Source organism: Sphingobium sp. JAI105, assembly GCF_015752145.1.
Classification (GTDB): Bacteria; Pseudomonadota; Alphaproteobacteria; order Sphingomonadales; family Sphingomonadaceae; genus Sphingobium; species Sphingobium xenophagum.
Genome location: NZ_JADOUC010000004.1, coordinates 1 through 13189, shown reverse-complemented (window position 1 = coordinate 13189; position 13189 = coordinate 1). Strand labels below are relative to the sequence as shown.

Sequence of the window (13189 nt, the reverse complement as noted above, 5' to 3'; positions counted from 1 at the left end):
CGGAATTCTGCCATGCTAGATCAACATACCCTTGCCGAGGAAATCGCCACATCGGGACTGTTCGATGCTGACTGGTATCGTAGCACCTATCACGACGTGGATAGGAGCGGGTTAGACCCCCTGATGCACTTCGCCCGCTTCGGCATTGCGATGAAGCGCAGCCCTGGCCCTAACTTTGACAGTCGCTTCTATCTTGCACGCTATCCCGATGTGACCGCTGCCCGGATGTCCGCGCTTGCTCATTATCTGCGTCATGGAAGGAAAGAAGGACGATTTCCGCTGCCAGGGATGGAACAGCAGGATGCAGCGGGAACCGATGTTGCCCGCACGCCCGACCAGATTTCCTATCCCGCCAGCGCGCCCACCCAAGCGCACTGGGTTTGGCGGCTTGGCACAGATGCCTTTATGCAACGCGGGCTGGAACCGATGGCACCACTGGCCGTGGTAATCAACGCCGCCGATATGTCTAGCTGGTCCAAGGGTCTGGAGGCACTCGCCAAGCTCGGCGAAACCGCGCACGACCTGTTCTTGCTGGGGCCTGACACGCTCGATTTTTCGGCGATGCCAGCGTCCGTTCGATCGATCACGTTGCTTGGCCCCGCAGATGCTGCGGGCAATGCGCAAGGCTTCGTGCGAACCGCCGCCTCGAACGTCTTTGCCCCTTATGACACCCTGCTCTGGATATCACCTGAGGAAGCCGTCGAAGGTGAAAATCCAAACGTCGCCGCGAAGGCTGCGCCCTTTCATGCCGATGCCGATTGGGGCTGTGCAGCTGGTGCGATCGAGGTTCTGGACCCCAAGGCGCCGTGCGAAGCCCGCAAATCCCTGCTAACCGCCCTCCGCACCGCTCTGCCCCGGCTCGGTCTAGAGCTTTCCGACATCCCTCTGTCCTTTCCTGTCGGCTCAGCCATTTGGCTGCGCCCCCTCCTGCTACGCGCACTTGGCCCTAGCGTACGCCCGTTCGAAATGAAGGCCGAAGGCCAAGGCGGATTTCCAGGCCGCGCTACGGTACTCGCCATGCTAGCCGCCATAGCGCGCGAAGGCGCTATGGCTACACGTCTGGCGCTCCCTTCAGCGCCCCCGGCAACATTGCAAGCGACAACGCCCGCCACGGTCGCCGAAAGGCAGGTCAAGGCTGTCGCATTCTACCTACCCCAGTTCCACCCGATCGCGGAAAATGACAAATGGTGGGGCAAGGGCTTTACCGAATGGACCAATGTGGTGCGCGGCAAGCAATTGTTCCGCAACCATTATCAACCGCGCGTGCCCGCAGATTTGGGCTATTATGACCTTCGGCTAGAAGATACTCAGGCGGCACAGGCCGATTTAGCCCGGCAATTCGGTATTCATGGTTTCTGCTATTATTATTATTGGTTCAACGGCAAGAAATTACTCAATCAGCCGATCGAGCAGATGGCGCGATCCACCCGCACCGATGCGGGTTTTTGCGTCTGTTGGGCCAATGAGAACTGGTCGCGCAACTGGGATGGCCAGAACCGCCATGTCCTGATGAAGCAGGATTATTCGCTGGAGAGCAACATCGCACTGATGCGCGAGTTGATCCCGATGATGAAGGACCCGCGCTGGATCCGTTACAACGGCAAGCCCGTCATGCTGGTCTATCGCATCTCGATCATTCCCAACTGGCTGGAAACGGCGCGAATCTGGCGCGCGGAATGCCGGGCGGCGGGCTTGGGTGAAATTCACTTATGCGCCGTCCGTTTTGGTTTGGAGCCATTGCAGGGGCAGCCGCAAGAGCATGGCCTAGACAGCTATGTGCTGTTCCCCCCCCATGAAGCTCCGCGCAAGGATCTCCGTGGGAAGGTGCATGATCTGCATAAGGATTTTGGTGGCGAGATTTTCGATTACACCGCTGTGGTGGACGGCGATATCGAGAAATATGCTGGCGGCTATGACTGGCCAGTGCATCGAGGAGCAATGCTTGGCTGGGACAATACCGCCCGTCGGCTGACAGACTCACGCATCTTCCACGGCGCGACACCCTATGGTTTTCGCCGCTGGGTCAAGACAATCCTAGAACAAGAGACCAGGTTCAACCCCGGTCCGGAAAGCCTGATGTTCATCAATGCATGGAACGAGTGGGCCGAAGGCACCTATCTGGAACCTGACCAGCGCTGGGGCACGTCAAATCTAGAAGCCTTCGCTTCTGGCGTCCAAGCGGTTCCGGGGATCAGGACGGTGCCGATGGCCAAGGGCACGGCGCTGCAACCCCAAATCCAGACCGCGCTTGCGCGGATCGGATCCCCGTTAGGCCAAAACGGTGCTGCGATCTTCCCGCCTGCTTGGCATGAAGGCGCTAGGAAGCAGGACACAAGCCTGCCCACAGTGTTGTTGTGCGCGCATATTTCGGGCCATCATCTGTTCGGTGGCGAGCGCAGCCTTCTGGACGTTCTGGACGCACTGTCGACTCTACCGCTCAATGTCGTGGTGACGCTACCGTCGGGCAACAACAAGGCGTATTTGGATGAGATCACCAAACGTTGCATCGGAGCTTATGTCCTTCCTTATCCACAATGGTTAGACAATCGCGAGCCATATGGCTGGCTGTCCCATAGTTTTGCCGACATCATTGCGCGGCATGGGGTAGACATAGTTCACGCCAATACCATCGTGCTGTGGGAACCGTTGCTGGCGGCGCAACGGATGGGGCGGCAGACGCTGATCCATTCGCGCGAATTGATCTCGCTTGATGAGCCGCTGCGCGATCGCATAGGGTTGACCATAAGCGACATTGTGACGGAAGTGTTCAAGCGCGCAGACTGGATAATAGGCAATTCAAAGGCGACCTGCGCGCTTTTTTCCAAGGGTGACCGTACGCTCTACGTGCCCAATGCCGTATGTTTGTCAGAATTCGACATGAGCAATAAATTCGGCAACATTATCAAGTTCGGCATCGTAAGCTCGAACATTCCAAAGAAGGGCGTGGCTGATTTCGTCGAGGTCGCCCGCCGCGCCGCGACACGCGTGCCACGGGCGCGCTTCGTAGTGGTGGGACCGCACAATCCACAGATTGCACTTTGGGAAAGTGAGGTTAAGCGCGGCGAACGCCCGGACAACATTGCCTTTCTTGGTTATCGTGAAACTCCGCGCAAGGCGATGTCGGAACTCAACGTTCTGCTGAACCTGTCGCATTTCGCCGAGTCATTCGGCCGCACCTTGGCGGAAGGCATGGCGGCGCGCCGGCCTGTCATTGCCTATGATTGGGGAGCTCTTCATGAATTGGTGCAACATGGCGAGTCCGGCTTTCTGGTGCCCTATCGTGACATTGATGGCGTCGTCGAAGCGGTCGCCACAATGTGTCAGGCGTCAGATCGCATCATAGCAATGGGTGAGGCAGGCCGCGCTTTCATTGCCACCTACTTTTCGCAGGACAGTTTGCGCACGGCCTTGGCTCAAAGCTATGAGCAAATCTTCAACCAGCCCATGCGCGGTCAGTCGGTTCTAGAATCCCCGCGCAGCCAACCCCTCGTTCCCACAACCGTCCGCCTTGGTCACGTGCCCCGCACTACAGTTGTAATTCCGGTCTATAACGCTCCCGACGAGGTGCGCAACTGCATCGCTTCGGTCATTCGCCACACCGACCTTGCACGCAATCAAATAGTCGTCATTGACGATGGGAGCCCAGACCCTGCCGTGACCCCAATCTTGGCCTCGTTCAGCCAAATTCCGGGTGTGACTATTCGCCGCAACGCAGCCAACATGGGCTACACGAAAACCATCAATGCAGCCATTGTCGAGGCGGGATCCGACGATATCGTTCTCCTTAATTCCGACACTATCGTCACGCCCAAATGGCTCGAAGGGTTGCGTGCTGCAGCGTATAGTCGCGAGAAGGTGGCGACGGTCACCGCCATGAGCGACAATGCAGGCGCCTTTTCCTTCCCCACGTTCAACGAGACATGTCACAAGCCCGATCATCTCAGTCATGAGGAATATGCCCTGTTGATGACCCAAGCGACGCAAGGCTGCACTCCGCCTGAAGTCCCTACCGGGTCAGGATTTTGCATGTTTATCCGCCGCGCGCTGATCGACGAGCAAGGGTTGTTCGACCATGAAGGATTCCCGCGCGGCTATGGTGAGGAAAATGACTTTTGCATGCGGGCGCTCAAAGCCGGATGGCTGAATCTAGTTTCGCCTTGGTCCTTTGTCTATCATGTGCGCACGGCTAGCTTTAAAGGTGAGAAGGCAGCCTTGGTAAAAGCCGGGGTCGATGTCGTCACCAAACGCTATCCCGATTATGCAGCTCTGGTAAAACAGGCATTTGATGGACCTGAAATGACTATATTGCGCAGCGCGGCAAGGTGCGCCACCAAGGCACCTCTATAAATAAGCGCTGTGCGTTCTGCTTCGAAGCGAGGGCATCATGATGGTGATTGCGTCGCAGGGCTATGTGTATGCGCTTGCAAACGTCGCGTGCCCTGCTCGCAAACAGAGCGTATTTCTGCTCAGATTGGAGACAGCGGGCGAGCCGCGCCTAGGACTTTGAACAGACCATCGCATCGGCAACCGCGTGGTTGTTCCATAGATACCATCCAGCTATTCGCCCGTCCCATCGTAAGGCTATGAAATATCATCGGATAGTTATGAATTAGGCCGCGTGGACAAATTTGAGCCAGTATCTGATGGTGGCGAGATGGACCATGCCGAGGAAGCTGTTTGCCAGTTGGTCATAGCGGGTGGCGATAGCGCGGTTAATCTTGAGATGGCCGAACATACGCTCGATGCGATTGCGCTGCTTGTAGAGCGTGCGGTTATGCTCGATTTTCACCCGTCGGTTTGAACGGCCGGGGATGACGGCTTCGATCTTTCGTTCGGCGAGGTTGGCGCGGATCGCATCGGCATCGTAGCCCTTGTCGGCGAGCAGAGCATCGGGTGCGCGTTCGGGCAGACCGATCGTAAGCGCCGACGGAAGGCGGCCTTGTTGCCGGCATCGGAATAGGAAAGCTCGCGGCCTTTGAGGAGGTGTGAGCATGGACATCGAGCAGTCAAACGAGCCTCGTATGAGCGGTCGCGGTGATGGCGGAGCGCTTGTACGGGTGGAGCGGCGTCGGAACTGGAGCGACGAGGAGAAGCTGGCGATCCTGAAGGAGACGACGGTGCCGGGGGCGATCGTCTCGGCCGTGGCTCGGCGGCACAGCGTTGGAACAGGCCAGCTTTATACCTGGCGCAAGCAGCTGCTTCGCGGGGCGATGGCGGGCTTCGTGCCTGTCGAACTGGCATCGTCTTCTCCGTCGGCCAAAGCTCGGCAGCCAGGGCGGATTGAGGTTCGAGGGCGGTGCGGCCTGACGGTGTTGGTTGATGGCGAGGTCGATCGGGCCGCCCTGAAACAGGTGCTCGATGTCTTGCGGGAGCTGGATCATTGAGCCTGGCTTTCCCGCCTTCGACGAAAATCTATCTGTCGCTGGCGCCGTGCGACATGCGCAAGGGGTTTGATGGGCTGTCGGCGCAGGTGCGCAATATTCTTCAGCTTGATCCCTTCTCGGGGGCGGTTTTCCTGTTCCGCGGGAAAAGGGGCGACAGGTTGAAGGCTCTGGTCTGGGACGGCTCAGGGCTATGCGTGTATGCGAAGCGTCTCGAGCGCGGAAAGTTTGTTTGGCCACGTGCCCATGAGGGTGCGCTGCGGCTGTCGGCAGCCCAGCTTGCGATGTTGCTCGAAGGCATGAACTGGAAGCAGGCGATCGTCCACGACGAGGTCATCACGCCGAGGCTCGCATAGCCAAAAAGATCAGGAAAGCCGCCATTTTATGTAGGATTTACCGTGGGCTTGGGCTATTATCGGTGGCATGCGGTTCGCCCTTGATCGCCTTCCCACAGACCCAGTCCTCCTGCAGAAAATGCTGCTGGAGATGGCCGATGCCATGGAGCAGGAACGGGCCGAACGGAGGGCCGCGGAAGCCACGGTCAAAGCCCAGACCTTGCGGATCGAAAAGCTCGAGCATCGCGTCGCGCGGCTGCTGCGCGTCCAGTTCGGTCGTAGCTCAGAGAAAATGGATATCGCCCAGCTGCGGCGTAAGCGCCGACGGAAGGTGGCGTTGACGCGGCCTGTCAGGCTTTCCGGCGTGTTCGCGGCGCCCATTTTTTCGCGAGCGCTTCCAGCCTTGCCTCGATCAGGGGGATATCGGGCTGGGCGTTGGGATCATGGTCTTCGCCGAGGGTATCGAGCGCTTCTTCATGATACTCATGCTGGGGGTCGCCGAGCGCTTCGAGCTTTTCGGCGTAACCCCATGGGCCGCCACAGTCCTCTGGAGGCCGCATGCCTACTGCGTCGAGGATGAGTGGATATGTCAGGTGCGGGCTGGCCGGGCTGACGCGCTCGATCTTGACGCTATGCTCCCAGGCGTCGCCAAAGTCATAGAGATATCGGAAGGTCTTGCGCCTCGTATCCGCCAGGACCTGGGCGAGAGTGGCCTTACGGGCATCGAGCGGCCCGTCGAAGCCATATTCAGGATCAGGGATGCCAAAGCCAGTCTGCCCGAAGCTCATTTCCCACAGGTGAGAGTCCGTCCACGAGAAGGCGGTCTGGATGACGGTGTGCAAGCGGTCCAGGCGGATATTGAGCGGCACCTCCAGCGTTCGGCTGACGGCCGGTGTGACATCGTCCAGCGCAATCTTCATCCGCACCACAGTGCCGTTGCTCACGCAGCCTTCTCCAGATCGTTGCTCAGCTTTGATGCCTGCCATTTCCACGGCAGGAAGTCATCGATCCGATTGATCGGATGGTTGCCGATGCGCTCAATGACGTCTGTGAACCACGCTTCAGGCTCGACGCCGTTGAGCCGGCATGTGCCGGCCAGGGAGTAAAATAACGCGGCCGCCTCTCCCCCCTTCATGGAGCCGACGAACATCCAGTTCCGGCGCCCGAGCGCGACACCGCGCAGGGCATTTTCCACCAGATTGTTGCTGATCTCAAGCCGACCGTCATCGCAGTAACGGATCATGGCCTGCCAGCGGTTAAGCGGATAGCGACACGCACGCGCCAGATTGCTGTCAGACGACAAGCCTCGGTTCTGGGTTTCGAGCCAGACGCGCAGCGCCTCCAGCTTCGGCACCGCCTTGATCTGGCGGATGCGTCGTCGCTCATCGGGTGGCGCGCTCTTGATGTCGCGCTCGATGGCGAAGAGCTCGGCGATCCGCACAACCGCCTCCGCCGCGATCGGTGACGGGCTCTTGTCCAAGATGTCGGTAAATTTCCGGCGCGCGTGGCTCTTATGTCGATCTCGACATAAGAGCCATTATCCAGAGCATGGTTTTATCTGGGGTATTTTGGGATATAGTCCGTGCTTGCCGGAGATTTCGGCGCGCTGGGCTCCAGATAAAAGCCGCGACCTTGCTGTTGGCGGCCGCCGCGTGCGGGGGCGAAGTTGCAGATACCATTGCGTACCAGGTCGACGATCGAGGACTATGTCGCCACACAGGAGTGGCGGCGCGCGCGACTGTCGCGCTGCCCGCTCCACCCGAACGGTGGCTGTGCATTTCGGCGTCACGGCAGTTATGCGCGCCTGACCAGCCCGGGTGTACGGATCGCTCGCTGCTATTGCCCACAAGGGCGCATAACATTCAGCTTGCTCCCGGATTTTCTCGCCGCTCGCCTGCCCGGTTCGCTTGCCGCGATTGATCGCAGCGCTGGGATCGCCGCGTCGGCGCGGAGCATGGAAGCCGCCGCAGACGCAGCACGCGGGCCCGATATTTGCCTTCCAGGCGCGGTGCGCTGGCTTCGCCGCCGTGTGGTCGCGGTGCGCAGATCCGTTGCCGCCGTTGAAGTGATGGCGCCCCAGCTGGCAAGGCCGGGCTTGCCGGTGGGTGACGTTCCGGCCCTTGCAATGCTTCGCCGAGCTCTTTCCCCGCAGCTGTTGCACTGCATTCCGGCGCCCCTGGGATTCCGGCCTATCCAGAGGATTGGCAGTGGCGACGCCGCCGGTGGCTCTTGCCAACACGATGCGGGGCGTGATCACGCGTTCATCGCGAGCTACGCTTTGCCGATCGAGGTAAAGCCATGCCCATACATGTCGATCATATCGCCGCAGCCGACCCTGCCGCGCCCACCCCCGACGATATCCGCCGCATCTGGAGCGCGGAGCGGCGGCTTGGGGCAGGAACAACGATTGTCTATCTGAACCGCATCCAGCAGTTTCGTACCTATTGCGCCTTGCACGGCTTGGTCGAGCGAGAAGAGTTGACCCTCGAACGAGTTGGCCGGTTCATAGACTGGTATGCGAAGCGACGGGGTCTCGACCCGCTTTCTCTCCGCCTTTCCAGCACCGCCCTGCTGTCGCTCAGCCGTGTCTATCATCGCTTGGGGCTTGCCCCACCTGACTGGCGACCGCCTCGTCCGGTGAAGGCTCTGCTGACGCCGTTGCTCGCGCAATATGCCGCCTATCTGACCCAGCACCGCGGTAATCCAGAGGTGACGGTTCACAAGAAGCTGGGCCACATCGGCAGACTTCAGGATCATTTGATCCAGGCCGGCAAGGACTGGCACTCGATGCAGCTAACCGATGTCGACGCATTTCTGGTTGGCTGCGCCGCGCGATATTCCCGATCGCATGTGAGCGATCTCGCTTGCACGGTACGCTGCTTTTCCCGTTTCCTGCACTGGAGTGGCCAGAGCCCGGTCGATATCAGCGAGGCCGTGATCGCGCCCGTGCAACGACGGCACGAGCGACCGAGACGGTCCCTTTCCTGGGACGATGTGAAGCGGCTCCTGATGGCCGTGGACAGATCGAGTCCGTCGGGCCTTCGCGACTACGCGATCCTGCTGATGATGAGCACCTATGGCTTTGGCGCCGGCGAGATCATCCGCTTGCAGTTTCAGGATATTGACTGGGATAGCGGCACGCTGTCAGTCCTTCGCCCAAAGACGGGCGTCGCATTCACGCTGCCGCTGTTGCCACCCGTCGCCAAGGCGCTGGCAGAGTATCTACGCCACGGCCGGCCCGCTGATACACCCACCCGCCATCTTTTCGTGCAGATGAAGATGCCGCTGGAGCCATTCGTCGCTTCGAGCGCGATACGCCACATCTTGATGAAGCATGCGAAGATCGCGGGGATCGATGCGCCATTTCTGGGCAGCCATGTCTTGCGACACTCTCACGCGGCGCGCCAGATCGACCTTGGTGCGCGGCCCCAGGTGGTATCGGATCTCCTTGGTCACCGGGATCCAGAGTCGGTCTCGGCCTATGTGCGGATCGCCACCGCATCCCTGCGCGAGATCGCATTGCCGGTGCCAACATGACCACCGTCGTCGTCCTGGAAGAGTTGAGGAACGACGCCGCGAGCTTTCTGGCATTCAAGCGCGCCATGGGCCATCCCTATCGACGCGGCGAGTTTGAGATCGAACGCTTCCTTCGCTTCGTCGAAGACCAGTGGGGCGACGATGTCGATATTCCGCTGGCCGAAGCGATTAGCCGCTGGTGTGGCCGCTTGCCCGACCGCAAGGCCGTCACGCTCGGCAATGAGTTCGGGGTCATTCGTCAACTTTGCCTGCATCGCCGTCGTCGCGATCCCACCAGCTATGTGCCCGAGCACGCCTTTGCGCCGGTGAAGGAGTCGACGTTCTTTCCTTATATTTTCAGCCGCGACGAGATCCGCTGCATTCTCGCCGCCGCGTCAGCGCACCAAGGCCGCTTCATATGGGCATCGATGCTGCGAAGGCTGATTCTCGTGCTTTACTGCACCGGCCTCAGGCTCGGCGAGGCGGTGCGTCTGACCATGGATGATGTCGATCTCGACCGTGGGACCTTGCTCATCCGCAACAGCAAACGGCGTACGCGGATCGTCCCCATGCGCGACGATCTTGTCGCAGAGCTTCGCCTCTATGTCGATGATCGATGCCGGTTACTTCACGATCGTGGTCAAGTGGATTCCGAAGCGCTGTTCGTTCGCCTCAACGGCGCGCCACTCCATACCCACGCTGCGTCCGAAGCTATTCGCAAGCTCCTGCGCCGCCTCGATATCAAGCCTGCGCAAGGGCGCGTCGGAGCGCGTCCATATGAGTTTCGGCATGCATTCGCGGTTCACCGCCTGACGGCATGGGCGGAGGAAGGTGCTGACATTCACGCCAAGCTCCCTTGGCTTTCGGCCTATCTCGGGCACCAGAACGTCATTGGGACCGAGGTCTATCTGAAGGCGACGCCGCAACTCCTGGAACTCGCGAGCACGCGCTTCGAACAACATATGCGACACGCCCGGCAGCCACGATGAGTAAGGCCGGACCTCAGATGCTGTTCGCTCTGGTGGAGTCGTTCTTCTCCAACTATCTGCCGCGTCAGCGCGGCGCGAGCCCACATACGACGCGCGCCTATCGCGACACGCTCAAGCTGCTGTTTCAATTCATTGCCCAGCATCGCAGCCGCGAGGTCGCCGCGCTTGTGCTGGAGGATCTCGATGCCGACACCGTCGCTGGGTTCCTCGATCATCTCGAGGGCGGAAGATCGAACTCCACCGCGACGCGCAACTGCCGCCGTGCCGCGCTTCGCAGCTTCTTCAAGCACCTCTTGCGCAACGATCTCGACAATGCCCTCCGTTACACGCAGGTGCTGGCGCTGCCGTCGAAGCGGGCGAGGCAAAAGCCCGCAACTTACCTCGAAGCAACCGACGTGCGGGCCATCATCGCCCATCCCGATCGGCGGACCCGCAGTGGCTGGCGCGACTACACGCTGCTGCTTTTCCTCTATAATTGCGGCGCCAGAGTGAGCGAAGCAACCGGCCTGCTGTGGCAGGACCTTCAACTGACGCCGCCACACCAGGCCCGACTACATGGGAAGGGCCGCAAGGAGCGGTTCGTTCCGCTATGGCGCGAGACGGCCGACGCGTTGCGGCGCCTGCAAAACCTGTCGGGTGCCGCGGGTCAGCAGCATGTTTTTATGAACCGACACGGCCAGCCGCTGACCCGCGATGGAGCGGCGTACATCCTTACCAAGCATGCCTCGCCAGTCGTCCAGGATCGGCCAAGGTTGGCGCGTGACCGCATCACTCCTCACGTTTTCCGCCACAGCTGCGCCGTCGCGCTCCTGCAGTCAGGCACCGACGTGACCGTGATCCGCGATTATCTCGGTCATTCCAGCATCGCGACCACGAACCGGTATATCTTAACGAACCTGAAGATGAAGCGCGATGCGCTACAGAACTTTTGGAAGCACGCTGGCATCGAACCCGCAAAGGCCACGCCTTGGAAGCCAAAGCCGGATCTGCTTTTGTACCTCCGGTCCCTATGATTTTATCACGAGGTCCACGCAGAGCTTTTTCGCCGATCCCGGACATCAGCATCGCGTGGCCCCAGATAAAACCATGCTCTGGATAATGGCTCTTATGTCGATCTCGACATAAGAGCCACGCGCGCCGGAAATTTACCGACATCTTGGACAAGAGCCCGTCACCGATCGCGGCGGAGGCGGTTGTGCGGATCGCCGAGCTCTTCGCCATCGAGCGCGACATCAAGAGCGCGCCACCCGATGAGCGACGACGCATCCGCCAGATCAAGGCGGTGCCGAAGCTGGAGGCGCTGCGCGTCTGGCTCGAAACCCAGAACCGAGGCTTGTCGTCTGACAGCAATCTGGCGCGTGCGTGTCGCTATCCGCTTAACCGCTGGCAGGCCATGATCCGTTACTGCGATGACGGTCGGCTTGAGATCAGCAACAATCTGGTGGAAAATGCCCTGCGCGGTGTCGCGCTCGGGCGCCGGAACTGGATGTTCGTCGGCTCCATGAAGGGGGGAGAGGCGGCCGCGTTATTTTACTCCCTGGCCGGCACATGCCGGCTCAACGGCGTCGAGCCTGAAGCGTGGTTCACAGACGTCATTGAGCGCATCGGCAACCATCCGATCAATCGGATCGATGACTTCCTGCCGTGGAAATGGCAGGCATCAAAGCTGAGCAACGATCTGGAGAAGGCTGCGTGAGCAACGGCACTGTGGTGCGGATGAAGATTGCGCTGGACGATGTCACACCGGCCGTCAGCCGAACGCTGGAGGTGCCGCTCAATATCCGCCTGGACCGCTTGCACACCGTCATCCAGACCGCCTTCTCGTGGACGGACTCTCACCTGTGGGAAATGAGCTTCGGGCAGACTGGCTTTGGCATCCCTGATCCTGAATATGGCTTCGACGGGCCGCTCGATGCCCGTAAGGCCACTCTCGCCCAGGTCCTGGCGGATACGAGGCGCAAGACCTTCCGATATCTCTATGACTTTGGCGACGCCTGGGAGCATAGCGTCAAGATCGAGCGCGTCAGCCCGGCCAGCCCGCACCTGACATATCCACTCATCCTCGACGCAGTAGGCATGCGGCCTCCAGAGGACTGTGGCGGCCCATGGGGTTACGCCGAAAAGCTCGAAGCGCTCGGCGACCCCCAGCATGAGTATCATGAAGAAGCGCTCGATACCCTCGGCGAAGACCATGATCCCAACGCCCAGCCCGATATCCCCCTGATCGAGGCAAGGCTGGAAGCGCTCGCGAAAAAATGGGCGCCGCGAACACGCCGGAAAGCCTGACAGGCCGCGTCAACGCCACCTTCCGTCGGCGCTTACGACCGATCAGGGCGTCATAGGCCTTGCAGTCTGCCGCCTCGCCGGCTGTCAGATGGAAGGCGAGCGGTCGCCCGAGGGCATCAGCCAGGCAGTGAAGCTTACTGGAGAACCCGCCCCGCGAGCGGCCAAGAGCGCGTCGATGAGTCCCCCTTTTCCGCCCGCTGCCGACACATGGGCGCGAACGGTGGTGCTATCGATGCTGTAGTGGCCGCTGTCTGCCATGACTGCGTATTTCGCAAAAGTCGGACAGCTGCTTCGCTAAATCCCGGACAAGCGCTTCAGTAAATCCGGGACAGCTGGTGTAGGCAGTGGATGCCTGGTTGCTGTCAGGGTTGAGTGATTTCGATATTTGCTTCCTGGGTCAAGCCATGCGGAGCTTTTTGTCGCCGCATGCTGTCTCCTTTCAGCGTGATGCGATGGGCATTGTGGACGATGCGGTCGAGGATAGCATCGGCGATCGTGGGCTCGCCGATCATTTCGTGCCAGGCCGCCACGGGGAGCTGGGCGGTGATGAGCGTGGATCTGCGGCGATACCGTTCCTCGAAGATTTCGAGCAGATCAAGGCGTTGCTGATCGTTGAGACTATGGGTACCCCAGTCGTCCAGAATGAGCAGCTGAACGCGGGCAAGCTTGTCGACGACGCGTG

At 60.2% G+C, this 13189-nt stretch carries 11 protein-coding genes and 2 pseudogenes; 8 read left to right on the top strand and 5 right to left on the bottom strand.

Annotation, left to right across the window (positions count from 1 at the left end; translation table 11 throughout):
- The first annotated feature begins 123 nt into the window (after nucleotides 1–123).
- Nucleotides 124–4347, top strand: coding sequence for a glycoside hydrolase family 99-like domain-containing protein (locus tag IWY39_RS23720; RefSeq protein WP_196871748.1), 4224 nt, complete (start codon nucleotides 124–126; stop codon nucleotides 4345–4347).
- Between the two features lie 262 nt (nucleotides 4348–4609).
- Here IWY39_RS23720 and IWY39_RS23715 read toward each other — a convergent pair whose 3' ends face one another.
- Nucleotides 4610–4999, bottom strand: a complete 390-nt coding sequence (locus IWY39_RS23715) for a transposase (protein WP_196871747.1) — start codon at nucleotides 4997–4999, stop codon at nucleotides 4610–4612.
- Here IWY39_RS23715 and tnpA point away from each other — a divergent pair.
- Complete coding sequence (gene tnpA / locus IWY39_RS23710; RefSeq protein WP_107126048.1) at nucleotides 4992–5384, top strand: IS66-like element accessory protein TnpA; 393 nt, start codon at nucleotides 4992–4994, stop codon at nucleotides 5382–5384. The two genes, IWY39_RS23715 and tnpA, sit on opposite strands and share 8 nt — an antisense overlap.
- Nucleotides 5381–5737, top strand: a complete 357-nt coding sequence (gene tnpB / locus IWY39_RS23705; RefSeq protein WP_409994392.1) for an IS66 family insertion sequence element accessory protein TnpB — start codon at nucleotides 5381–5383, stop codon at nucleotides 5735–5737. Before tnpA ends, tnpB begins: the two co-directional genes overlap by 4 nt.
- 37 nt (nucleotides 5738–5774) lie before the next feature.
- Here the strand turns inward: tnpB and IWY39_RS23700 are convergent, their stop codons facing one another.
- The 3 genes and pseudogenes from IWY39_RS23700 to IWY39_RS23690 form a co-directional block, all read right to left on the bottom strand.
- The gene (locus IWY39_RS23700) at nucleotides 5775–5960 is read right to left on the bottom strand and encodes a hypothetical protein (RefSeq protein WP_107126049.1); all 186 of its coding nucleotides are present in this window, start codon (nucleotides 5958–5960) and stop codon (nucleotides 5775–5777) included.
- Between the two features lie 106 nt (nucleotides 5961–6066).
- A complete protein-coding gene (locus IWY39_RS23695) occupies nucleotides 6067–6660 on the bottom strand; it encodes a plasmid pRiA4b ORF-3 family protein (RefSeq protein ID WP_229380777.1) in 594 nt (197 codons plus the stop codon).
- A pseudogene (locus IWY39_RS23690) lies at nucleotides 6657–7214 on the bottom strand (IS66 family transposase); the annotation flags it as partial. The pseudogene IWY39_RS23690 and the gene IWY39_RS23695, both read right to left, overlap by 4 nt.
- 800 nt (nucleotides 7215–8014) lie before the next feature.
- Between IWY39_RS23690 and IWY39_RS23685 the strand changes: the two are divergent.
- The 5 genes and pseudogenes from IWY39_RS23685 (at nucleotide 8015) to IWY39_RS23665 (ending at nucleotide 12507) form a co-directional block, all read left to right on the top strand.
- Nucleotides 8015–9253: a site-specific integrase gene (locus IWY39_RS23685; RefSeq protein ID WP_196871299.1), complete on the top strand. Its 1239-nt coding sequence runs from the start codon at nucleotides 8015–8017 to the stop codon at nucleotides 9251–9253.
- Entirely contained in the window at nucleotides 9250–10221 is a 972-nt protein-coding gene (locus IWY39_RS23680; RefSeq protein WP_145169986.1) for a tyrosine-type recombinase/integrase, read from the top strand. The genes IWY39_RS23685 and IWY39_RS23680 overlap by 4 nt, the downstream gene beginning before the upstream one ends.
- Nucleotides 10218–11234 (top strand): tyrosine-type recombinase/integrase, encoded by a 1017-nt coding sequence (locus IWY39_RS23675; RefSeq protein WP_145169984.1) that lies wholly within the window; start codon nucleotides 10218–10220, stop codon nucleotides 11232–11234. The genes IWY39_RS23680 and IWY39_RS23675 overlap by 4 nt, the downstream gene beginning before the upstream one ends.
- A gap of 125 nt (nucleotides 11235–11359) precedes the next feature.
- A pseudogene (locus IWY39_RS23670) lies at nucleotides 11360–11917 on the top strand (IS66 family transposase); the annotation flags it as partial.
- Entirely contained in the window at nucleotides 11914–12507 is a 594-nt protein-coding gene (locus tag IWY39_RS23665) for a plasmid pRiA4b ORF-3 family protein (RefSeq protein WP_229380777.1), read from the top strand. The pseudogene IWY39_RS23670 and the gene IWY39_RS23665, both read left to right, overlap by 4 nt.
- A 362-nt stretch (nucleotides 12508–12869) precedes the next feature.
- On the opposite strand, the gene IWY39_RS23660 is transcribed toward IWY39_RS23665, so the two are convergent.
- The coding region (locus IWY39_RS23660; RefSeq protein ID WP_196871746.1) for an ATP-binding protein at nucleotides 12870–13189 on the bottom strand (320 nt) is incomplete at its 5' end.

Coding starts and splice junctions, on each gene's coding strand:
- IWY39_RS23680 (WP_145169986.1), top strand. CDS start 9,250: ATGACCACCGTCGTCGTCCTGGAAGAGTTGAGGAACGACGCCGCGAGC.
- IWY39_RS23700 (WP_107126049.1), bottom strand. CDS start 5,960: ATGCTCGAGCTTTTCGATCCGCAAGGTCTGGGCTTTGACCGTGGCTTC.
- IWY39_RS23675 (WP_145169984.1), top strand. CDS start 10,218: ATGAGTAAGGCCGGACCTCAGATGCTGTTCGCTCTGGTGGAGTCGTTC.
- IWY39_RS23685 (WP_196871299.1), top strand. CDS start 8,015: ATGCCCATACATGTCGATCATATCGCCGCAGCCGACCCTGCCGCGCCC.
- tnpA (WP_107126048.1), top strand. CDS start 4,992: ATGGACATCGAGCAGTCAAACGAGCCTCGTATGAGCGGTCGCGGTGAT.
- IWY39_RS23715 (WP_196871747.1), bottom strand. CDS start 4,999: ATGTCCATGCTCACACCTCCTCAAAGGCCGCGAGCTTTCCTATTCCGA.
- IWY39_RS23720 (WP_196871748.1), top strand. CDS start 124: ATGCACTTCGCCCGCTTCGGCATTGCGATGAAGCGCAGCCCTGGCCCT.